The organism is Pseudomonas sp. ChxA, from assembly GCF_030263855.1.
Taxonomy (GTDB): Bacteria; Pseudomonadota; Gammaproteobacteria; order Pseudomonadales; family Pseudomonadaceae; genus Aquipseudomonas; species Aquipseudomonas fluorescens_CB.
In genome coordinates this window covers 1594267-1617148 of the sequence record NZ_JARPMK010000002.1, presented here as the reverse complement: position 1 = coordinate 1617148, position 22882 = coordinate 1594267, and the positions used below count along the sequence as shown (strand labels likewise).

18 protein-coding genes and 1 pseudogene are annotated in these 22882 nt (G+C 58.5%); 12 read left to right on the top strand and 7 right to left on the bottom strand.

Annotation, left to right across the window (positions count from 1 at the left end):
- The first annotated feature begins 8 nt into the window (after nt 1-8).
- The 8 genes from P5706_RS33200 to P5706_RS37060 all read left to right on the top strand — a co-directional run bounded on the left by P5706_RS33200 (nt 9) and on the right by P5706_RS37060 (nt 11287).
- Nucleotides 9-425, top strand: coding sequence for a F0F1 ATP synthase subunit epsilon (locus P5706_RS33200; protein ID WP_017135117.1), 417 nt, complete (start codon nt 9-11; stop codon nt 423-425).
- Between the two features lie 123 nt (nt 426-548).
- On the top strand, nt 549-1916 hold the full coding sequence (gene glmU, locus P5706_RS33195) for a bifunctional UDP-N-acetylglucosamine diphosphorylase/glucosamine-1-phosphate N-acetyltransferase GlmU (RefSeq protein WP_285684732.1): 1368 nt from the start codon (nt 549-551) through the stop codon (nt 1914-1916).
- A gap of 242 nt (nt 1917-2158) precedes the next feature.
- Complete coding sequence (locus P5706_RS33190; protein WP_138813207.1) at nt 2159-2926, top strand: DeoR/GlpR family DNA-binding transcription regulator; 768 nt, start codon at nt 2159-2161, stop codon at nt 2924-2926.
- Nucleotides 2927-2936: 10 nt separating this feature from the next.
- Nucleotides 2937-4769 (top strand): glutamine--fructose-6-phosphate transaminase (isomerizing), encoded by a 1833-nt coding sequence (gene glmS, locus P5706_RS33185; protein WP_138813208.1) that lies wholly within the window; start codon nt 2937-2939, stop codon nt 4767-4769.
- Between the two features lie 294 nt (nt 4770-5063).
- Nucleotides 5064-5921: a TnsA endonuclease N-terminal domain-containing protein gene (locus P5706_RS33180; RefSeq protein WP_233097205.1), complete on the top strand. Its 858-nt coding sequence runs from the start codon at nt 5064-5066 to the stop codon at nt 5919-5921.
- Nucleotide 5922: 1 nt separating this feature from the next.
- On the top strand, nt 5923-8112 hold the full coding sequence (locus P5706_RS33175) for a TnsB C-terminal domain-containing protein (protein WP_170036536.1): 2190 nt from the start codon (nt 5923-5925) through the stop codon (nt 8110-8112).
- Nucleotides 8109-9575, top strand: a complete 1467-nt coding sequence (locus tag P5706_RS33170; protein WP_170036538.1) for an ATP-binding protein — start codon at nt 8109-8111, stop codon at nt 9573-9575. Before P5706_RS33175 ends, P5706_RS33170 begins: the two co-directional genes overlap by 4 nt.
- A 14-nt stretch (nt 9576-9589) precedes the next feature.
- The gene (locus P5706_RS37060) at nt 9590-11287 is read left to right on the top strand and encodes a TnsD family Tn7-like transposition protein (protein ID WP_170036540.1); all 1698 of its coding nucleotides are present in this window, start codon (nt 9590-9592) and stop codon (nt 11285-11287) included.
- Between the two features lie 158 nt (nt 11288-11445).
- Here P5706_RS37060 and P5706_RS33165 read toward each other — a convergent pair whose 3' ends face one another.
- On the bottom strand, nt 11446-12372 hold the full coding sequence (locus tag P5706_RS33165) for a universal stress protein (protein ID WP_170037012.1): 927 nt from the start codon (nt 12370-12372) through the stop codon (nt 11446-11448).
- A gap of 278 nt (nt 12373-12650) precedes the next feature.
- Here P5706_RS33165 and P5706_RS33160 point away from each other — a divergent pair, with 278 nt between their 5' ends.
- Nucleotides 12651-13889, top strand: a complete 1239-nt coding sequence (locus tag P5706_RS33160) for an MgtC/SapB family protein (RefSeq protein ID WP_170036542.1) — start codon at nt 12651-12653, stop codon at nt 13887-13889.
- 103 nt (nt 13890-13992) lie between these two features.
- Entirely contained in the window at nt 13993-14916 is a 924-nt protein-coding gene (locus P5706_RS33155) for a universal stress protein (protein WP_170036544.1), read from the top strand.
- Nucleotides 14917-14974: 58 nt separating this feature from the next.
- On the opposite strand, the gene P5706_RS33150 is transcribed toward P5706_RS33155, so the two are convergent.
- Both P5706_RS33150 and fnr read right to left on the bottom strand, forming a co-directional pair.
- On the bottom strand, nt 14975-15538 hold the full coding sequence (locus tag P5706_RS33150) for a GNAT family N-acetyltransferase (protein ID WP_170036546.1): 564 nt from the start codon (nt 15536-15538) through the stop codon (nt 14975-14977).
- A 120-nt stretch (nt 15539-15658) separates the two neighbouring features.
- Nucleotides 15659-16402, bottom strand: a complete 744-nt coding sequence (gene fnr, locus P5706_RS33145; RefSeq protein WP_170036548.1) for a fumarate/nitrate reduction transcriptional regulator Fnr — start codon at nt 16400-16402, stop codon at nt 15659-15661.
- A gap of 191 nt (nt 16403-16593) precedes the next feature.
- Between fnr and P5706_RS33140 the strand changes: the two genes are divergently transcribed.
- The gene (locus P5706_RS33140) at nt 16594-17502 is read left to right on the top strand and encodes a universal stress protein (RefSeq protein WP_170037015.1); all 909 of its coding nucleotides are present in this window, start codon (nt 16594-16596) and stop codon (nt 17500-17502) included.
- A 75-nt stretch (nt 17503-17577) separates the two neighbouring features.
- Here the strand turns inward: P5706_RS33140 and P5706_RS33135 are convergent.
- A pseudogene (locus P5706_RS33135) lies at nt 17578-18646 on the bottom strand (ArsO family NAD(P)H-dependent flavin-containing monooxygenase).
- Here P5706_RS33135 and P5706_RS33130 point away from each other — a divergent pair.
- The gene (locus tag P5706_RS33130; RefSeq protein ID WP_170036552.1) at nt 18645-18926 is read left to right on the top strand and encodes a hypothetical protein; all 282 of its coding nucleotides are present in this window, start codon (nt 18645-18647) and stop codon (nt 18924-18926) included. The pseudogene P5706_RS33135 and the gene P5706_RS33130 sit on opposite strands and share 2 nt — an antisense overlap.
- Nucleotides 18927-18994: 68 nt before the next feature.
- Here the strand turns inward: P5706_RS33130 and P5706_RS33125 are convergent, their stop codons facing one another.
- Genes P5706_RS33125 through P5706_RS33115 form a run of 3 tightly spaced genes read right to left on the bottom strand, consistent with a single transcriptional unit; the run spans nt 18995 to nt 22867 of the window.
- The gene (locus tag P5706_RS33125; protein WP_170036554.1) at nt 18995-19696 is read right to left on the bottom strand and encodes a VIT1/CCC1 transporter family protein; all 702 of its coding nucleotides are present in this window, start codon (nt 19694-19696) and stop codon (nt 18995-18997) included.
- On the bottom strand, nt 19693-20697 hold the full coding sequence (locus tag P5706_RS33120) for an FAD:protein FMN transferase (protein WP_170037018.1): 1005 nt from the start codon (nt 20695-20697) through the stop codon (nt 19693-19695). The genes P5706_RS33125 and P5706_RS33120 overlap by 4 nt, the downstream gene beginning before the upstream one ends.
- The gene (locus P5706_RS33115; protein WP_170036556.1) at nt 20687-22867 is read right to left on the bottom strand and encodes a PepSY domain-containing protein; all 2181 of its coding nucleotides are present in this window, start codon (nt 22865-22867) and stop codon (nt 20687-20689) included. The genes P5706_RS33120 and P5706_RS33115 overlap by 11 nt, the downstream gene beginning before the upstream one ends.
- Nucleotides 22868-22882 lie beyond the last annotated feature (15 nt).

Sequence of the window (22882 nt, the reverse complement as noted above, 5' to 3'; positions counted from 1 at the left end):
GCAATCAGATGGCTATGACAGTCCATTGCGATATCGTCAGCGCGGAAGGGGAAATTTTCTCCGGTCTGGTAGAAATGGTGATTGCACACGGCGATCTGGGTGATCTTGGTATCGCCATGGGTCACGCACCGTTGATCACCAGCTTGAAGCCAGGTCCGATCACTCTGACCAAGCAAGGCGGGGAACGTGAGGTGTTTTACATCTCCGGCGGTTTCCTCGAGGTTCAGCCGAACATGGTCAAGGTACTTGCCGACACCGTGCAACGTGCTGGCGACCTGGATGAAGCCTCCGCTCAGGAAGCCGTCAAGGCTGCCGAGAAGGCCCTGAACGAAAAGGGTGCGGACTTCGACTACAGCGCTGCTGCTGTACGTCTGGCCGAGGCTGCAGCTCAGCTGCGCACGCTCCAGCAGATCCGCAAGAAGTAAGCGGCCTAGCCGCAATGCTTCAAGCGCGATTGATTAAAAAGGGTAGCCTCGGCTACCCTTTTTCTTTTTCAGCAAAACACTTCTCAGGTCTGAAGTCGGACCGCCCAGGATTGGTAGCCATTCATGTCTCTTGAAATCGTCATTCTCGCCGCAGGCCAGGGCACACGCATGCGTTCGGCCCTGCCCAAGGTGCTGCACCCGGTCGCGGGCAATTCCATGCTTGGCCATGTTATCCACAGCGCCCGGCAGCTGGACCCCCAACGCATCCACGTGGTGATCGGCCATGGCGCCGACGTGGTGCGTGAACGCCTGGCGGCGGATGATTTGAATTTCGTGTTGCAGGACAAACAACTGGGCACCGGCCACGCGACGGCGCAAGCCGTACCGTTCATCAGCGCCGACACCGTGCTGATCCTCTATGGCGACGTACCGCTGATCGAGGTCGAAACCCTGCAACGCCTGCTCAAGCACGTAGTACCTGGCCAGATGGGGCTGCTCACCGTTGAGCTGGATGACCCTACCGGCTATGGCCGTATCGTGCGCGATGCCAACGGTAAGGTCGCGGCCATCGTCGAGCATAAAGATGCCAGCGAAGCCCAACGTGCTATCACTGAGGGCAACACCGGCATTCTCGCGGTGCCGGCCAACAAGCTGGCTGACTGGATGAGCCGCTTGTCCAACAACAACGCCCAGGGCGAGTACTACCTCACCGACGTCATTGAAATGGCCGTCAGTGACGGCCTGCTGGTTGCCACCGAGCAGCCCCATGACCCGATGGAAGTGCAGGGCGCCAACGACCGCAAGCAGCTTGCCGAGCTGGAGCGTCACTACCAACTGCGCGAAGGCCGCCGCCTGATGGCCCAGGGCGTAACCCTGCGTGATCCGGCGCGCTTCGATGTGCGTGGTGAGGTCACGGTTGGCCGCGACGTACTGATCGATATCAACGTGATCCTTGAAGGCCGCGTGATCATTGAAGACGACGTGGTGATTGGCCCGAACTGCGTGATCAAAGACAGCACCTTGCGCAAAGGCGTGGTGGTCAAGGCCAACAGCCATCTTGACGGTGCGGTGATGGGCGAGGGCAGCGATGCCGGCCCGTTTGCGCGCCTGCGTCCCGGCAGTGTGTTGGGTGCCCGCGCGCACGTCGGCAATTTCGTCGAACTCAAAAACGCGAAAATGGGCGATGACGCCAAAGCCGGTCACTTGGCCTACCTTGGTGATGCAGTGATCGGTGCGCGCAGCAACATCGGCGCCGGTGCGATCACCTGCAACTACGATGGCGCCAACAAGTACCAGACGACCATTGGTGAAGATGTGTTTATCGGATCCAATAACTCGCTGATTGCGCCGGTCACCATCGGTGATGGTTCTAACACAGCGGCAGGCTCGACCATCAACCAGGATGTGGATAAGTCCCAACTGGCTGTGGCTCGCGCCCGCCAGCGCAACATCGACGGCTGGAAACGCCCGGTCAAAATCAAAAAGACCTGAGTTATCCACAACCCCATCGGCTAATGCTATCTCCTGTGGGCGCTGGCTTGCCTGCGATAGCGGTCTGGCATTCAACATGAATGTCGCCTGACACTCCGCTATCGCAGGCAAGCCAGCTCCCACATGGGTTTAGTGGTGTTAGCAAAAAACTGCGTAAAAATTTGCAGCTTTCCGCTTGACGATCTTTCGCCAATAGGTTTTGATTGCCTTCGTTTTCTTTCGAAACGAAACTTATCATCACCATGTCGAAACGAAATACACCCCAACGGCGCCACAACATTCTGACCCTGCTCAATGAACAGGGCGAAGTCAGCGTGGACGAATTGGCCAAGCGTTTCGAAACCTCGGAAGTGACCATCCGCAAGGACCTTGCCGCCCTCGAAAGCAATGGCCTGCTGCTGCGCCGCTACGGTGGCGCGATCACCATGCCCCAGGAACTGGTCGGCGACGCCGCCCAGCCGATCTCGGCCTACAAGCGCGCCATCGCCCGTGCGGCCGTCATGCGCTTGCGTGAACACGCGCGCATCATTATCGACAGCGGCAGCACCACCGCCGCCATGATTCCCCAACTGGGCCCCCAGCCCGGCCTGGTGGTGATGACCAACTCCCTGCACGTGGCCCGCGCTTTGAGCGAGCTGGAACATGAGCCGGTGCTGTTGATGACCGGCGGCACCTGGGACCCGCATTCGGATTCATTCCAGGGCCAAGTCGCCGAACAAGTGCTGCGTTCCTACGATTTTGATCAGTTGTTTATCGGTGCTGACGGCATCGATCTGGAACGTGGCACCACCACCTTCAACGAACTGCTGGGCCTGAGCCGTGTCATGGCCGACGTCGCCCGTGAAGTGGTGGTGATGGTCGAATCCGACAAGATCGGCCGCAAGATCCCCAACCTGGAACTGCCCTGGAGCAGCGTCCATACCCTTATTACCGATGATCGCCTGCCGCTTGAGGCCCGCGACCAGATCCAAGCCCGCGGCATTACGCTGATATGCGCGGCAATCATCTAGGAGATACACCATGTGTGGAATTGTAGGCGCAGTCGCTGAACGCAACGTCACCGCCATCCTGCTTGAAGGCCTCAAGCGTCTGGAATACCGCGGCTATGACAGCGCCGGTGTAGCCGTATTTACCAACGCCGGTAAGCTCGAGCGCATGCGCCGCCCAGGCAAAGTCAGCGAGCTGGAACAAGCTTTGCTCGGCGAGCCGCTGGTGGGTCGTCTGGGTATCGCCCACACTCGTTGGGCTACCCACGGTGCGCCGTGCGAACGTAACGCCCACCCGCACTTTTCCGGTGACCTGGCCGTGGTGCACAACGGCATCATCGAAAACCACGAAGTACTGCGCGAACAGCTAAAGGGTCTGGGCTACGTGTTCACCTCGGACACCGACACCGAAGTCATCGCCCACCTGCTCAACCACAAGCTCAAGGACCTTGGCGACCTGACCGTCGCCCTCAAGGCCACCGTCAAGGAACTGCACGGCGCCTACGGCCTGGCCGTGGTCTGCGCCAGCCAACCCGACCGCGTGGTGGCTGCGCGCAGTGGCAGCCCGTTGGTGATTGGCCTGGGCCTGGGCGAAAACTTCCTCGCCTCCGACCAACTGGCCCTGCGCCAGGTGACTGACCGCTTCATGTACCTGGAAGAAGGCGACATCGCCGACATTCGCCGTGAAAGCGTGCAGATCTGGGACGTCAACGGCGTGCCGGTCGAGCGCGAAGCCGTGCAATACCGTGATGGTGCTGAGGCCGCTGATAAAGGCGAATTCCGCCATTTCATGCTCAAGGAAATCCACGAGCAACCGTCTGTGGTGCAACGCACCCTGGAAGGCCGCCTGAGCCAGAACCAAGTGCTGGTCAACGCCTTCGGCCCACAAGCCGCCGAACTGTTCGCCAAAGTGCGCAATGTGCAGATCGTCGCCTGCGGCACCAGCTACCACGCCGGTATGGTTGCGCGTTACTGGCTCGAAGAACTGGCCGGCATCCCGTGCCAGGTCGAAGTCGCCAGTGAGTTCCGCTACCGCAAGGTGGTGGTGCAGCCCGACACCCTGTTCGTGACCATCTCCCAGTCCGGCGAAACCGCCGACACCCTGGCCGCGCTGCGTAATGCTAAAGAACTCGGCTTCCTCGGCAGCTTGGCGATCTGCAACGTCAGCATCAGCTCGCTGGTGCGCGAGTCCGACCTGACCCTGCTGACCCAGGCCGGTCGCGAAATCGGCGTGGCCTCCACCAAAGCCTTTACCACCCAACTTGTTGGCCTGTTGCTGCTGACCCTGTCCCTGGGCCAGGTGCGCGGCACCCTCGCCGAAGGCGTCGAAGCCACATTGGTCGAAGAACTGCGCCGCCTGCCGACCCGCCTGGGCGAAGCCCTGGCCATGGACAGCACCGTGGAAAAAGTCGCCGAACTGTTCGCCGACAAGAACCACACCCTGTTCCTCGGCCGTGGCGCGCAATACCCGGTAGCGATGGAAGGCTCGCTCAAGCTCAAGGAAATCTCGTACATCCACGCCGAAGCCTACCCGGCCGGCGAGCTCAAACACGGCCCGCTGGCCCTGGTGGATGACGACATGCCGGTGGTCACCGTCGCGCCGAACAACGAACTGCTGGAAAAGCTCAAATCCAACCTGCAGGAAGTGCGTGCCCGTGGTGGCCAACTCATCGTGTTCGCCGACGAAAAAGCTGGCATGACCAACGGTGAAGGTACTCACGTCATCAACATGCCGCACATCCACGACACCCTGTCGCCGATCCTCTACACCATCCCGTTGCAGCTGCTGTCGTATTACGTTGCCGTGCTCAAGGGCACTGACGTTGACCAGCCGCGTAACCTGGCGAAGTCGGTGACGGTGGAGTAATAGGCCACCTGCCTGGAGAGCGCTCATGGTTTTTGACAAAATATTTTGACACTAGACAAAATATTCTGACACCAGACAAGATATTTTGACACAATGCCTAAAGCCCCTGATTTCAGGGGCTTTTTCTTTTTTATGTCCTCCACCGTATGTCCGATTTTGGGTTGTGATCTTGCTAGAGGCGTAGTCTGTTACAGGACTTAGACTTATTCACAGCGCTGATATTTTCCTAGGACTTTTTGTGCACATTCCATTTTTGAGGATATGTGGAGGCCGCAGAAGGCATGGGAGGTTGGCTTGCGTGGTCGTAGCTTCAAGACGCAGTCCGATATTGATCGGCATATCGAAAAAGGCTTTGGGCAAGGAAGTCACGAGCTCTATTTGCCGTGGTTGCGTGTGCAAGACGTTCCATCACATGGTCGGTCGCGCAAGGTTCATGGAGTAAAGGTTGATCGGCTTCATCACCTACTGTCTGATCTTGAATACGGGTATTTGCTCGTAGCCGAGTTTTCCTCTGAGGTGGTGGATATTCGGGAGCAATTTCCCATCCTTCCGCAATCGGCGGTTCAGTCGATTGCCCATGCTTTGAATATTCTCTATCCCGTTTATCCAGGCACCAAAGTGCCTTTCGTGATGACGACGGATTTTCTGCTGACCATCAAGCAGCCAGATGGAAGCACGCGCTTAGCGGCTCGTACGCTCAAATACACCGAGTCGCTTAAGGCAGACAAAGGACTTGAACGCACCCTGGAAAAGTTTGAGATCGAACGAGCCTATTGGTCCGGTCAAGGGGTGGACTGGAACATCGTTACCGAGAAAGACCTCCCTGCCACTCTGATCCAGAACCTTGACTGGTTACGTAAATCAGCGACCCTCCAACGACATCTTCAACAACGTCCACTGATCGAGTCGTTTCTAGAGGAGATCACTCGTGTGCGTGAGTATCCATGGCCACTTGACCGTGTGTTGCGCCATATAGCGGGCGCATTGTTCATCCCCTACACCGACACCAAGGCCATGTTCATGCATCTGGTTTGGCACAAAAACATCCTCTTGGAGCTGGCAGCGGAACGGCTTTCAATGAAGAGCTCGTTGCCTCAAATCGAAGTCGTATGGCCCTCCAGCGATAATGGCCACGAACTGAAGGTCGGTTGATATGGCATATCTCAGTAAGAATGATGTCCTTGAGGCAGTAACCGAACCCAAGCTATTGAAGGGTTTAGTGAGGGTTCTATGGGTTGATAAGCGCAGCGATCAGACTGTGCTGATGACGATTGAACGCTCACCCAAGCGGCCATGGATCATGCAGCTATCTGAGCTGAAAAGCTGGTTAAGCTCAGGCGATATCAAGTTTTTATCGGTTACTCCTCCAACCTACATGTTGAAGGCGGAGGGAGACCTTTCTGATAAAGAGAAGGCATTCCGGGATAACAACTGGGCCCGTATTCAATCGCTTGTCGACACTGACCCTCCAGACGCTATTTTCCAGCCAGATGCTCTTGGTCAAATGGTCGCTGATCAGGCGCGCAAACTTGGGCTGCCGAACAAATCGTTGTATCGCTTGCTGTACCGATATTGGATGGGGGGGCAAGTACGTAACTCACTGCTTCCAGATAGGGTTAACGCGGGAGGGCCAGGCAAACCTAAAAACTACCCAAACGGCCTTAAACCGGGACGTTCGACGATGTTTCAGGGGGTCAAATCCTCTACTCAATCGAAGGTACTGAGTGATACGGATAAAAACTGTATCAAGACTGGGTTTGCATTATTTGCCAAGGGATCTGTAGGGACCATCGCAGATGCTTACGTCAAAATGCTTCGGCGTTTTTATACGATTAAACCGATGCTGGGTGACGCAGGGGACGATGCGCCTTTGCTTCCTGCCAGCGAGCTACCCACGGCCAGACAGTTTGCCTACTGGGGTAACAAAGCTTTCGATGACATTGCAGTTCTGAGAGGTCGCAGTGGTGAGCGCAATTGGCAAAAAGACCATCGCCCGCTGAGCGGTACTGTTCGGGAGAACCTGCGTGGGCCAGGCCATTTATTTGAAATCGACGCCACCATTGCAGATGTCTATCTCGTCAGTCGTTACAACAGAAATTGGATTATTGGCCGTCCAGTTGTTTACGTCGTTATCGATACTTTTTCGGGAATGATCGTAGGAGTATTTGTTGGCTTGGAGGGACCAAGCTGGAATGGTGCCCGACAAGCGCTTTACAACGCGTTTACCTCAAAAGTAGAGTTCTGTGCTGCCAACGGCGTTGAAATTGAAGATGCCGATTGGCCTTGTCATCACCTACCGCACGAAGTTTTCGCGGATCGTGGTGAGATGCTTGGACAAGCTGCTGAGGGGCTTGCCTCCGGCTTGCGTATTAATTTGGGTATCGCGCCTCCCTATCGTCCAGATTGGAAAGCGATCGTGGAAAGCTCATTCAAAGTGCTGAATACCACGACGCAAATTCACTGGATTCCAGGAGCTGTGCGCAAGCGAATTCTAGAGAGGGGTGAGCGTGACTACCGACTCGATGCCACGCTGAATCTAGCCGAATTTACGAAGATCGTCATTGAGGGAATCCTTCACTACAACAGCCAGAATCGACAGCCAGCTCGACTCGATAAAGAGATGATTGCTGATCAGGTCGAGCCAACCCCTATGGGAATATGGGACTGGGCGCTCAAGAATGATCGAATCGAGGCCAATACTCAGACGGAAGAGCTGATTTATCTGCACTTACTACCTCGAGATAATGGCTCAATTCAGAAAGGTGGGATTAAGTTCAAGGGGATGTTTTACGTCTGCGACTGGGCTATTGAACAGAACTGGTTTGCACGTGCTCGGCATCGTGGTGTCAGCAGGATTGTCTGTTGGTATGACCCAAATAGTACTCAACATATCTGGATTCAAGGCCCAGACAGGCACTTCATTCGTTGTGATCTCCGAAACTCTGAGGTGCGTTATCACGGCGTCCGGTTCGAGGAAGTAATCGACATGTTGGAGGTTCTCAAACAAGAGTCTCCTGAGAGCAAATACAGCAAACTGGCGAGTCGTGTCGCGCTGGACGCAACAATTTCGGACGTTGTGTCGAATGCTGTGAAGGAGAAAAAATTGACGATGGAGCCGGGCTCTAAATCGCAGAAGCTCGGTGATATTCGAACCAACAGGTCCCACGAACGCATGCAGGAGCGCTCGGAGTCAGTAACGCCTGAAGACTTGAGAGCCGCAAGTTCAAATCAGAATACCCAAGCCTCGAACACTGGGGTTGGCGTCGCTGAAAATTACGCAGGCACCCGTGGTGCTGAGGTAATTGATCTGCTCAGTCGGTTCCGCCCGGGAGGTAGCAAATGAATCGGAGTGTCCAGAATTTCGCGAAGTACCATGAGTCTCCTGTTCTGGAGTTTCAAGGTAATCCGTTGATTGAGGCGTTACCTCCAATCCTTTCCGAGAGTGACGCTGCATCGCTGATCTCGCATTTTCCTCCGGTGGTCGACGAAGAGCGACAGCACGACAAGTCGGTCAGGCTCCATTGCATTGATCGCCTGCGTACCGTTGTTCAGCCACTTCCGATCCATCTTGAGCTCGAATCAGCATTTTCTTCGCTGCTGCGAAGTGGATATGTAGGGCGCAACCCAATGTCTACAGCCACTGTTAGACACTTGCACTCGCTGTCAGCACCAGGCGGTTCAGACGGGTTTCGTTCAACGGCAACCACCTTCAGTCTTGTAGGGTTGAGCGGAATCGGGAAATCCACCGCTCTTGAGTCAATTCTTCGGCTGTATCCGCAAACGATCGTTCATCAGCGCTATGAAGGGCGTTCTTTTGTGCAGACGCAGATCACTTGGTTGAAGCTGGACTGCCCGTTTGATGGATCGCTTAGCGGTTTATGCCGTGCTTTTTTCCGCGCTGTTGACCAGGCGATAGGCCAAGATCGGTATGCGAACAGCTATCGTGCGCGGAATGGATTGCCTGACCTCATCCAGCGCATGGAGCAGGTTGCGAGTACCTACTTTGTCGGTGCCCTATTGATCGATGAAATTCAGCACCTACGTTCCGCGCGTACTGGCGGTAAAGACAACATGCTCAATTTCTTCGTAAACCTGATCAACTCCATTGGCATACCGGTCGTCTTCATCGGCACCAATTCGATGATTAGCCTCTTCTCTGATGTTCTGCGAAACGCGAGACGAGGATGTGGTCTCGGTGTAACCGAGTTTCAGCGATTCGAAAAAGATGATCCGGTTTGGAGAATGTTGATTGAGTCGCTATGGGAGTATCAGTGGTGTCGTGAGATCAGCCCACTGACCGATGAGTTGTTTGATGTGCTTTATGACTTGACTCAGGGGGTCACCGACTTTTTAGTGAAACTGCTGATTCTTGGGCAGCGCTTTGCGATCCAGAGCGGGGAGGAGCGCCTGACCTCCAGCACGTTCAGGCGCGTTTCTGACACCAAAATGCAAATACTCAAGCCGGCACTTTCGGCTTTGCGCAGCCGAGATCCCCGTCAGCTAGGCCGCTTTGAAGACTTGTTACCGATTGATGATCAGCTTCAAGGAATGATGACTCTGAGCGCGAACGAGGTACTTGATCGGCTGGCATTATTGCGAAGTATTACGCCTGTTCCTCGCATGGATGCTCCCTCAGCAAAAGTTTCAAGCACACCGAAAACCAAACCAGCTGGGGTGGACTCTTCAAGGTCATCAACGAAATCAGCTGTGATCGCGCAGGCTGAAGACCCGTTGCAAAAGTTAAGAGAGGAAGGCTGGTTGAACTCTGACGTGTTCGAATTCTCTGCTCTGCATCGAAAGGTGTAGTTTGTGAGGTTGAAATGGACCATGTATTTCATTTCTTTCCTGCTGCCTGCCCCGATGAAACTCTACATAGCCTTCTTTCGAGGTACGTTCGCCTATCTGGATTAGGATCTTGGGGGGCTGTGTTCGACGCAGCCCAGGGCGACGGAAGCTTTGCACGTGACCTCCCATTTCCGTGCCATTTGGTTGATCTGGTGCAGGCGTTGCCATCGGGCGCGAACCTTGACCTAGATTCAATAATCGGGCGTCACACGCTACTGCCGTACTACCAACCTTTTCTAACCGAGCATCAGCTCGCCAACGCCCAGATTCAAATGGCCTATCAGGGAGGGATTGGTCTCAAGCTCAAGCTAGGGCTCATCGCCAGCCGCTTGGAGATAACTTCAAGAACGCGCTTTTGCCCAACCTGTTTGACTAGAGATGTTAGTGACTACGGCACGGCATATTGGCATCGGGTGCACCAATTGCCAGGCGTTTGGATCTGTCCTCATGACCATAGCCCCCTAATGGTAGTAGATCATCACTGGCTAGCCAGAGGACCAAGGAAGCTCTATTTACCTCAGGATGAGGATATTCAAGCACACGCACTTCCATTGCAGGTCACCGACCGTCAACGTCGCAGTCTGCTTTCCATTTCCCAGAATTCTCTGCGTGTACTTCAAGCAAATGCTCCTACTCAATCGGCAAGCCTGGTTCGCGATAGTTTTGTGAGCGGTGCCATTGAGCTCGGATTAGCTTCAACTTCGGGTCGGCTACGACTGGACCAATTAGGACACTACCTAAGTAGCTATTTCGAATCCTTCCCCGCGAGTGGAGAGTTCCTTATATTGAGAGATGCGTTGGATAGCCTTCCAGCGTGCTGGGTAACCAAGATCCTACGCAAGCCGAGGGGAACGCATCATCCCCTCAAATATTTGATGCTTGCGAGTGCTTTCGGTCTCGACCTCTTCAGCGTTCTACGTGCCAATGGAGTGCAGTCATGCATCCCTCCGGGGTGTTTAAAAAAGGCGCCTTGCACTGAGGGGCTGCATACGAGCGTCACCAAAGAGTCGGCACGGCAATCGATACAAAGCCCGCATGTCTCAACACGAACTGAACAGGCTGTCTGGGAGAGAGCCATTACAGGATCTGGAGCTGAGGAAATAGCGGGCGAAACAAAGTTGTCAGCAGCAACAGTCTACCGCTCGATTCGAGCTGTTTCAGGAGGGTCAGAGAGGTGGAAACAGCTGAAATTCGTGAGAGTTCGCGAGACGAGACGTGAGCGGTTTGCGAGCCACTATCTGACATCCCTTGCACATGAATGCCAAGATTACAGTTGGTTGTACCGCAACGACCTGCATTGGCTTAAGGCTCATTTAGACGAGATTGACGCTCATAGGGGATGCCGGCAACCAAGTAGTCTGTTCTCTGAGCTGGATACGCTTCTCGCAGAAAAAATCATTGGGTGCGCCCGTTCAATTCGAGCACTACCGGGTAAACCAGTACGTGTCTGCAAAACTCGGATCGGCCGCGAACTCGATGCCTTATCTCGCTTTGAGAAGCAGCTGGATCGACTTCCGCTTTGTGCCTATGCATTGGCCTCAGTGTGTGAAAGTACCGAAGATTTTCATCGCCGCCGCTTGGTATGGGCAACGGAAAAGCTTGTACGACTTGGAAGGCCAATCACGCGCTCTGCAATATACAGATCAGCCTCGATCAGACCTCCAGTTGGTTGACCGTTGCGTAATTGCATGGACTTGGCCACCCATTTGTATTTCCACTGACCAGTTAATCGCATCCGTGCTGACTAACCGTTTGCATTCGATTTGACCAGCACACGCCGTAGTGACGACCGGCAGAGAACGACTCACTTTTCCTGTCTAGCGTTCGCGGGTCAATCCTCCAGCACTTCCGGCGACACGACCCAAACGCTGCAGGGCATTTTGTACAACAAATGTTCCACGGTGCTGCCCACCAATCGCCCGACGCCGCGATGGCCGATGCGGCCCATGACGATCACATCGATGCTGTAGGCATCGGCATAACTGGCCAGGACCTTGGCCGGGTTGCCCATGACCATATGGCGTTGTTCCGGCGGGATGCCGTTGCGTTCGGCTAGGTCGATGAAGGCCTGGCCCTGGGCGTCGAACAGGGTTTTGGCATTGCTGGAGGAGAAGTAGGCCGAGGCATTGTCGAAGCCGAATTCATCGGCGCCGATTGAGGACAGGTCATGGGCATAAATCACGTCAACCTGGGCGTTGCACGCGGTGGCCAGTTTCACCGCCTCGCGCAAGATCCGGTCGTTGAAGCCCTTGTACTGGCCATCGTGATGGAAGGGGTCGACCGCCGCGACGATCCTTCGCGGCAAGGCGTGTTGCACATTGCTCACAAAGTGCAGCGGCACCGGGCATTCGCGCAGCAGGTGGATGTCCAGCGGGGTGAATATCAGCCGCGAGAGCAGCGATTCGTGTTCCAGCGCTTTGATCAGCACGGCCATGGGCTGTTCTTTGAGGTGAATCAGGATTTCCTGCAACGGCTTTTCGACCCAGACCACTTCGGTGGTGACGGTCACGCCGATTTTGCGCAACGGCCGGGCTTGCTCCTCCAGCCACTGGCGATGGCGCTCGACGTAGCCCAGGCGCATCTGCTCCAGCGCTTGTTCGTTGACCATCCCGGCGGTGGCCAGGCCTTCCAGGTAATCGAAGGCGACGATGTGCAACGCCGCGCCTTCAGCCTTGGCCAGGGCGGCGGCCCTATCGAACGCGGGGCTGTTTTGCATCAGGGGTGAGGCGACCATCATGAAACGTGCTTGCTCAGACATGGAAATCTCCCTTGGGTCATCACACAAACGCTTGCTCGACATGGCTGCGTGAGGCTGTTGGCGCTGACATCTGAGGCCGATGCTGACGCTGAATGGCATGGGCGGCTTGATCTGCATCAAACAGGCGCATGACGGTATTTGCCGCGCCGACGTGTGGTCGCCGTGGCCACGAATGTTCATTGGGTTGATCATGATCAAACGATCCTTGAGCCGGTCGGTGCAGGCTGGTGTGCATCAGCCCTGCGACCCAAAGCACGGCTCACCCGGACGAAAATCCTATGAATGACACGCTCGGCATGGCGGGTGCAGCGGCTGCGCTGGGGATCGGTTTGCTCATCGGGCTTGAGCGCGAGCGGCACAAGGGCAGCGGGGACAGTCGTGCCTGCGCCGGTTTGCGCACGTTCGCGATTACGGCGTTGCTGGGTTATGTGGCGATGCAGGTCGGTGGCGCGGTGCTGTTGGGGGTCATGGCGTTCTGTGTGGCGTTGCTGGTCACCGTGGCGTACTGGCGCAGCCTGCGCGACGACCCGGGCGTGACCAGTGAAGTGGCGTTGTTCACGGTGCTGGTGTTGGGGGCCTTGTGTGGCAGCGCGCCGGAGCTGGCCATTGCGATTGGCGTGGTGATCGCCGGATTGCTGACCTACCGCGAGAAACTGCATCACTTCGCCAACAGCCAGTTGACCGAGGCCGAAATGCGCGACGGGCTGGTGTTGTTGATCGTCGCACTGGTGGTGTTGCCCCTGGCACCCGACCGTTTTATCGGCCCCTATGCCGCGATCAACCTGCGGACCATTTGCACCCTTTCCGTGTTGCTGATGGCGGTGGGGGCCTCGGGGCATGTCGCGGTTCGTACCTTGGGCACGCGATACGGCTACGCGATCAGTGCAATCGCCTCCGGGTTTGCTTCCAGCACCGTGACCATCGCTGCCATGGGGCACCTTGTCAGCGAGGAGCCCGACAACATAAAAACCCTGGCCGCCGCCGCGATCCTGTCCAATTTGGCGACGGTTATTCAGGTCGGTCTGATCCTCGGGGCGGTCGATACCGCGCTGTTGAACCAGATGTGGGGGCCGCTGGTGTGCGGTGTGGCCGCTACGGCGTTGTATGGCCTGTGCCTGATGTTTCTCAAACCGGCGACCGCTGCGCGTCAGCCGATCAAGGTCGGTGGCGCGTTCAACCTCAAACTAGCATTGGTCGTCACGTTGGCCATGACCGGCATCACCCTGGCGTCGGCGGTCATGCTGCACTTCTTCGGTGAAGTGGGGCTGATGTTGACGGCTAGCCTCACCGGTTTCGCCGACGCTCATTCTTCGACGGCGTCGATTGCCGCCCTGGCCAAATCCGGACAGTTGCCGCTCAGCGCCCTGGCCGGCCCGGCGCTGATCGCGGTTAGCAGCAACTCCGTGAGTAAATGCCTAGTGGCTTGGGTCAGCGGCGGGCGGCGGTTCGCCGCGTATGTGATTCCCGGTCAGGTCGGGCTGACGCTGGCGATGTGGGCCGGTACGTTGCTGCACTGAAACGCGTCTTGCCCTGTCACTGACAAAGATCAAGTCGACCGGCTCTGGAGCGCTCAATCTGGAGCTCTACTCATGTCCCGATGGCCGCGTGCCGAGGTGCCCCATGTCGCAAACTCAGCGTTTACTGTTAATCGCTCCCCCCGCCATGACCCGCACCCCTGCGTTCGACCGTGCGGCGGCGCTGGCACTGGTGATGAAATTGCCATTGCACATCGTGGCGTTCGATTATTCGAAGGCCCTAGCGGTGGCTGGCCTGTTTGCGCCGGAACAAATCAATCTGGCCCGGGAAGGCTATTTGCAGACCCATCGGCAATGGCTCGCGGCGCAAGCCGGGTTGATGAGTCAGCAGGGGGTCGAAGCCACCAGTGAAGTGGTGTGGGTGCAGCATCCTTATGAAGAGATCGTGCATTTCGTCAGCGAGATGTCGCTAGCGCTGATCATCAAGGATGCCCAGGAAGAATCGGCGTTGAAACGGGTGTTTTTCACGCCGCTGGACTGGCAGTTGCTGCGCGATTGTCCGGTGCCGGTGCATTTGGTGACGAACGCGCTTAACCCGCGGCCGCGCCATATGTTGGCGATTGTCGATGTGCTGCGCAGCGAAGATCAGGACCTGGTGTTCAACGACCAGATCATCGATGCCGCGGTGAAGCTGGCCGAGCAATGTGAGGCCACGCTTGAATTGGTGCATGTGTATGACTGGACGGCCGTCTACACCCAAGACATGGGCATGGGCGCGCTGCCGCTGGCCACCGGGCTTTATGAGGCGTTAGGTTCTGCGCAACACGAGGTGTTTGCCGCGCTGGCCGAACGGCATGGCGTACCGCCGGATCGTCGGCACTTTATCGAGGGGGTACCGCTGGCGGGTATCTGTGATTTTGCGGCTGAGCACCGGACTGACGTGATTGTCATGGGCACCGTGCAGAACAGCGGGCTGGATAAACGCTTGGGCACCACCGCCGAACAGCTTTTGCACCGGGCGCCGTGCAGTGTGTTGGCGCTCAAACCACGGCAGACGTTGCAATTCTGAATGACGGGTTGCAGCAGCCCGCGACGAACCGTTGGCCGGTGCGTCGCGATGCCGCGCTTCACAGGTACAGCCGATGGATGACTTGAGTGCTGTCATCGGGGTCTATGTGCGTCTCGAAACCTGAGGCTTTGGCCAGGTCGCGCATCGGCGTATTGCTCGAAGCGTCCACCGAATACATCTGGCGAAAGCCGTTCTGGCGAGCTGATTTGATCAAATGCGCTATCAACGCCGCGCCCAGCCCCAGATGCGTCCATTCATCGGCGACGGTCACGGCGATTTCACATTGATGTTCAGCGGTGGCGGCGTAGCGGCTGACGCCGATTTCGACCAGTTGCCCGTTTTCGTGCTCCAGCGCGATGTAAGCGGTGCGCTGTTTGTTATCGGTGTCCATCAACTGGTCGAGCAGGGCGGTGCCGGGTTCACTGATCTGTGACAGAAAACGCATGTGTCGGGACTCGGGAGACAGGCGCTTGATAAACGCGTATTCACGCTCGCGGTCTTTTTCCGACAGGGGCCGGATCAACACGTGCCGGCCATCCTTGAGCGCTTCGATCCAGTGCTTACCCGTGACGGCGGCATAGGCTTCAGCAGCCCGATCATTGTGGTCTTTGACGGTGAGCATGGGGTGATCCTCCATCCGGTTCGAAAGGTTGTCGCGCGTGGGGAGCCACACGGTTCATTCCTTTCTACGCCGTTGCTGGCGCATGAATCTGATGTGGATCAGACACCCGGGTGAACAGCATCAACACAGTGGGCGATGACAGCCCGCAACGAGTTGTTTGAGGCCTTCCATGTCCTGGATGTTGACGTTACGTCCCGCGATCGCCACCAGCCCCCGGTCCCGCAGGTGCGCAATGCCTCGACAGATGGTTTCCAAGCGCAGACCCAAGTAGGAGCCGATTTCCTCGCGGCGCATTTTCAGCACGAAGTCCTTGGGCGAATAACCTCGTATGTACAAACGCTGCGACAGGTTCAAGAGAAAAGCACCCAGGCGCTCATCGGAGTTCATGTTGCCGAGCATCAGCAGCATGTCGTGATCGCGGACGATTTCCCGGCTCAGTATCTTGTTCAGGTTGTGTTGCAGTGATGGCAGCTCTTGAGCGAGTTTTTCCAGGTGCGCGAAGTGGATCGGGCAGACTTCGCTGTCCTCCAGGGCAAAGGCATTGCAGGCGTGCAGATCTGTGCTGATGGCGTCCAGGCCGAGGATTTCGCCGGGCATCTGGAAACCGGTGACTTGTTCGCGGCCATCGACCGACAGCACGCTGGTTTTGAACGAGCCGATTCGCACCGCGTATAGCGAGCGCAATGGATCACCCGCGCGGTAGAGGGTGGCGCCTTTTTTGACCTTCATGCGTTGCACGATCAGCGTGTCCAGACGTTGGACCTCCGAACCGGTCAGCCCGATGGGCAGGCACAACTCCAAAACGCTGCAACTGGAACAGGCAGCCTTGAGGTGTTGAATGTGCAGTGGTCGTGTTTCCGGCATGAGAAATGACGCCAATAGGGAATGTATCCAGCATAGGTGCCAAGCATTGGGGCGCACTGTTCATTCCGGGGTTTGGCGGGTTAATCGACCAGCGGGGAAAGGTCTCTGCCCGGACTGGGTTATTCATTGACAAAGATCAGAGCCTTCAGCGCCTCACGCCAGATACTTGAGCCACCAGGACGAGGCCCATGATGCTGAAACTCAAACGGATTCTATTGATCGCCTCTCACGACATGATCCACACCCCGGCGTTTGATCGGGCACAGGCATTGGCCAGTGCAAACGGTGCTTTGTTGCACATCGTCGCCTTCGATTTCGTCCCTGCGCTGGCGATGGCCGGTCTGTTTGACCCTGACGCTATGGCCCAGGTACGCGAGGGCTACTTGCAGGTGCATCGTCACTGGCTGGAGCAGCAGGCCCGATTTCAACGGTGTGCGGGGTTGCGGGTCACCACTGAAGTGGTGTGGGCCACGCCGAGCCTGGCGCATGTGCTTGAGTATGTGAATGACTTTCATGCGGACCTGGTGATCAAGGACACCCACCATGTACCAGCGCTCGACCGTGCGTTCCATCGCCCGCTGGACTGGCTGTTGCTGCGCGACTGCCCCGCAGCCTTGCACCTGGTGACGGAGGCCAGACACCCGAGGCCGCTGAAGGTACTCGCCGCCATCGACCTCTCGCATCTGGAGGAACTGACCCAAGGGCTCAATGACCGGATCCTTAACCTGGCGTCGACGCTGGCGGCCTCGTGTGGCGCGGTGTTGCAGGTGCTCAATGTCAGTCACTGGTTGGTCGTGGGCGACGCGCCGAGAAGTCTGCCGACCCCGGCGCTGGACGCGAGTTTGAGAGACGCGGTCAACGATGCCCAGGAAGAGGCGTTTGATGTGCTCGCCGACCGTTACGGGGTCGAGAAAAGACATCGACACCTGCTGACCGGCATTCCCCACGCCGTGATCGGCCAGTTCGCCCAAGAGCATGACATCGACATCGTGGTGCTAGGCACGGCCTGTCACCACGGGTTTGACCGGTTCACCGGCAGTACCGCCGAGAGCGTATTAAACCGGGCACCGTGCAGTTTGTTGATCGTAAAGCCAACTTGAGCAACGAAGTACCGTGCGTGGCATGCTAGTCTTCAATGCATCGCCGCCCCGAAGGCTTGGCGATAAACCCTCGATTCAGTGCTCCGTTAAATACCGCTCGATTTCCTCAACGGTGCTGCGTGCCGTGCGGGTGACGCCGATCAGCGTTGCGGAGGCGGCGCCCGTCCAGTCGCCATAGCCCACCAGCCACAAACGCGGCTCCTGCTTTGAGCGCGTGCCTTCGACAGCCACGCGTCCGTCGGTGGTGCACACGCCCAGTGATTCCAGATAGCCGAGGGCCGGGCGGAAACCGGTGCACCAGATCACCGCATCGACCGGCGTTTGCGAGCCATCGGCCCACGCCACGCCGGTTTCGGTGAAACGCTCGAACGGCCGAACCGCCTGTAACACACCGCGCTCCCGGGCTTCGATGACAGGCGGCACCATCACGATATCGCCCAAACCACCGACCGGTTGTTCAATGACGATGCCCGCGAGCTGGGCTTTCCAGCGTTCGGTGGCGCGTTCGAAAAGTACCCGGCCGTCAACGTCATCGGCGAGAAACTGCGGCGGATCCGGGGTGACCCATACGGTATCGGCCACTTTGGAGACTTCCGCCAGGACCTGGGCGCCGGAGTTGCCACCGCCCACCACCAGGACTTTTTTCCCGGCAAACGGGGTGGCGTCGACATAGTGCGCCGAATGCAATTGCTGGCCAGTGAAGGTTGCACTGCCGGGATAGTGCGGCAGGAAGGGATGGCGCCAGGTGCCGGTCGCGCTGACCACCGCCCGGGCCAGCCAACTGCGACCCCGAGCCTTGACGTGGAGGCGCTCGTCCCAGCGTTCAATCGCGCTCACCCAATAGGGCCGCTCGGTCGGGAATTGGTAGCGTTGTTCGTACTGGGTCAGGTAATTGAGCACGTGGTCGCGGCTTGGGTATCCGTCCGTAACCGGCGGCATCATCCAGCCGGCGATGGAGCTCCAGGTCGAGGGTGAAAACAGTCGCAGTGACTTCCAGCCGTGCCGCCAGGCGCCCCCCCGGCGCGTCCTCGGCGTCGATGATCAGAAAGGAGCGCCCGGTGCGGCGCAGGAAGTAAGCCACGGCCAGTGCAGACTGGCCGCCGCCGATAATGGCGACATCCACTTCGGTGCGGGTAGACGGCATGGCCAAGCCTCAGGGTTTTGAGAGTTGCGCCAAGGTAACCCATTCGGAGCAGATATTTATTGATGTTCCTCAAGCGTTCGACACCTGCAGGGGGGGCGTGCAAGTCCTCTACGGCCTGATCACGGGTGGCGACGCTTTGCCAGGCGCGGGCGCTGACGTCGGCGGGGTCGATCACACCTACGTGGAGGGCAATGTCAACAACGGCAACGCGGCTGATATCCAGATTGATCTGGTCGGGCATATCGCCTTCACAGCGAGCGATTTCGTCGGCGTGGTCTAGTCGTTAACGCACAAAAGGCGCCCCTTCGAGGATCGGGCGCCTTTTGTTTTATCGGCAGCGGTTGCGAACTAAACCACGGTCCCGAACAACGATCCCACGAGCGCCGTGATGCCCATGGCCAACACGCCCCAGAACGTCACGCGCCAGGCGCCGGTCAATACGCTGGCACCCCCGGCCCTGGCCGCCACAGCCCCCAGGCTGCCGAGAAAAACCAGCGACATGCCGCATATCCACGGCACAACGCTGTGCGCTGGGGCGATGAAAATCACCGCCAATGGCAACGCTGCGCCGACCACGAAACTGGCGGCCGATGCGAGGGCGGCCTGGAGCGGTTTGGCCGTGAGCGCTTCGCTGATGCCCAGTTCGTCCCGGGCGTGGGAGCCGAGGGCGTCATGGGCCATCAATTGGTCGGCCACTTGATGCGCCAGGTCCGGCGATACACCGCGATGCATGTAAATGTTCGCCAGCTCAATGTGTTCTGCCTTGGGGTCGCTGGCCAGTTCGGCCCGCTCCCGGGACAGGTCGGCCCGTTCGGTGTCCGCCTGAGAGTGCACGGAAACGTATTCCCCCGCGGCCATGGACATGGCGCCTGCCACCAGCCCGGCCATCCCGGTGACCAGCAGCGTGGCGTGACTGGCGTTGGCGGCGGCGACGCCGATCAACAGGCTGGCGGTGGACACGATCCCGTCGTTGGCCCCCAGGACGGCGGCGCGCAGCCAGCCGATACGCTCACTGCGGTGTAGCTCGGTGTGCCGGTGCATGAATTTCATGGTTTAGCGGGACTCACTGTCAGGGGTGGATCAATCGGACGGGTTTCAATGTACGCCAGCAACTGGCCGCCGACTATGGAAATTTCCTTGAACTGTTCACCGTCGTGCAGCACGAACAACGCGTCCATCCCGCGTTCCTGTGCCAGCCGCGGGCCTTCGATTTCGCCCAGCACCAGCAGGGCAGTGGCCCAGGCATCGGCGAACATGCACGAGGCCGCCACCACGGTGACTGCTGCCAAAGGGTTGCGCAGTGGCGCACCAGTGACCGGGTCCATCGTATGGGCGTAGGTTTGCCCATTCACATCGATCCACTGTCGATAGTCCCCCGACGTCGCGATGGCGGCATCACTGAGTTCCATCACACCCATGACTTCACGCACGCCCCGACGTGGTTTTTCAATGGCCACGACCCAGGGTTGTGCATCAGGCTTGACCCCACGGGCGCGCATCTCGCCGTCGATGCCGACCAGGTAGCGGGTGATGCCAAAACCTTCCAGGCAGCGGGCCAGTTCATCGACGCCGAAACCCTTGGCGATGCCATTCAAATCAAGGTGCAGCGGCGCACATTTGCGCACCTGATTGCGTTGCGGGTCAACCACCAGCGCGGCGCTGGCGGACAGTCGTGGGCGCAGTGACGTTGCCGCCAGTGTCTGTTCGTTGACCGATTGTTCGCCGGGACCGAAGCCCCAGGCGTCCACCAGATCACCGACGGCAATGTCGAAAGCGCCGCTCGATTGCTGACTGACCCGCAGTGCGGCGGCCAGCACCGTGGTCAGTTCCTTGGGGACTGGCAGCCACTGCTGTTCGGGGGCGGCGTTGAGGCGGTTGAGGTCGGAGTCGGCTTTCCAGGTGGACATTTGTTGGTCCACCCGGCCCACGGCATCGGCCAGACGGCGGCCGATTACGTCGGTGTCGAGGCCTGGATCGGCGTAGAACATCGCGGTGTAGCGGCTGCCCATGGTCTCGCCGTTGAGGCTGTAGCGTTGCCCGTCAGTAGACATCTTCACGGTAGCGTCCTTGTGTCTTGAGGGTCAGCACACTCAGGTTGAGCGGTGCCAACACTTCATCCAGGGCCTGCATCACGCCTTTGGCCATTTCGCGGCTGCCACACACCAACACCTGAGCGCCTTTTTCAATCAAACGGCGCAAGGCCAGGGCGTCGCTGATCAACCGGTCTTGCACGTAGCTGCGGTCCTGAACCTGGGAGAACGCGGCGCGCAATGCGGTCAGGCGTCGGTCCGCCAGGTATCGGTTGAGCTCCGGTTCGTAGAGGAAATCCGACGCCGGGTTACGTCCGCCCCAATACAAATGCATCGGGTGTCGGGCCTTGTTGTTGCGGATAAAACCGGCCAACGGACCAATGCCGGTACCGGCGCCGATCAGAATCACCGGGTGTGCGCCCGATGTGGGCCGAAATTGCGGGTTGGGCTGGATAAAGGCTTCGATCGATGCGCCGAGGGTCAGGCCATGCAGGAACTCAGAGCACAGCCCGCCTGCGTGTTTACGCACGCAGATTTCCAGCACGCCGTCGTCGGAGCCGCTGGCCAGTGAGTAGAACCGCGGAACCGGGCTACCCGGCGGCAAAATCCCGACCAGGTCGCCTGCTTGAAAGTCGGGTAACTCGTCCGGTGCCTTGAAGCGCAGGACGTGGGTCGGCGCGTTCACTTGCTCACCGTAGACAATGCATTCCTGCAACTCCAGTTGATGAGTGTGCGGTTGCTCCGGGCTGTGGACCAGCGTCACGTCATGCCCCAGTGCTTCGCCCAAGGCGTGACCCCAGCGCGCGAACTCTTGGGAGGATTGGCGATTGACGGTTTCCAGCCCCAGTAATGCCGAGCCACCGGCCTGCGCCAGGGCCTCCTGCACCTGATGGGCGTACTGACAGAATTGCGCAAACTGTCGATCCCCCAACCCCAGCACCGCAAACGGCAGGCCGGGTTTAAGGCCGGCCTTTGTCAGCCGGGCGAGGAATTGTGAGGCCGAGGCCGGTGCGTCGCCGTCACCGTGGGTTGCGGTGAGGATGAACAGCCGTTGGGCGCTGCGGTAATCGCCGGTCCATTCATTCATTGCCGCGCTGTGCACTTGGTGCCCGGCCTGGCGCAAGGCTTCATGTAAGGTGTTGGCAAAGCCCCAGGTGCTGTTGTTTTCACTGCCCACCAGAATCACGCTGTCGGCGGAGTGGGCGGGGCTGTTGTGGCGGATGTTCGGGCCGGCCTTGCGGCGGCGCCACCAGAGCAGGATGCCGGTCACGCTCATCAACGGCACGCAGAGGGCGCAGAGCCCGAGCGGCAGGCCCAGCCACCAGAGGCCTTCACCGGTGTGCAACTGGTAGATCAGTTCGTAAACGTTGTGCATCGAATCGTGGGCTTGCCACGACAACAAGGTGCCGCTGACCGGGTCCACGTAGCCGTCGCCCTGGGCGGTGCGCAGGGAGAACACGTCTTGCGGGTTGCCGGGGCTCGGGTAGACCAGTTCGCGCAGGTCATTCAGGTCGGTGGCCTGCAAGGCTTGCAGGTTCGTCACCGGCAACGCCGGGCCTGCGCTGATGTGAGTGGGGAAGGCTGGCTCGTTCTGACTGCCGTCGGCGATCAAACCGAAGGTGGTGCCGGACATGTAAAGCCCGCTCAGGGCCGACACCAGCAGCCCGAGCAAGGCCAGGCGTCCGACTTCGGCGTGCCAGCGCTGGCTGAACGTGCCGCGCAATGGCCGCAACAGGTTGCGCCAGCCGCCTAGGCGCCGGGCCAGCAGCAATGCGCCGGACACCGAAAGCATCAACATAAACAGCGCGCCGACGCCCGACACCCCATGGCCTGGAGTGCCCATGAACAGCGAGCGGTGCAGGTCTTTCATCCAGCGCGAGAACGCGGACGGCTCGTAAGGCGCGAGGCCCTGGCCGGTCAGTGGGTCGACCTTTTCGGCTCCGGTCTGACCGTCCTGGTTGTAGTAGACGATGACCGTCCCGGACGCGGTGCGCTGGATTTGCTCCACGCCCGGAAAGTGGCTGGCGACGCGGCCGGCCAGTTGACCGACATTAAGTTGGCCGGTAGCCGTGGACGTGTTGTGCAGGCGTTCCAGCGCTGGATCGACGGACAATACCGCGCCGCTGATGGCCAATAACATGACCAACAGGGCGGCGATCAGACCGGGCAGGGAATGGAACTGGCGAAGCATATTCAGCCTCCAGGA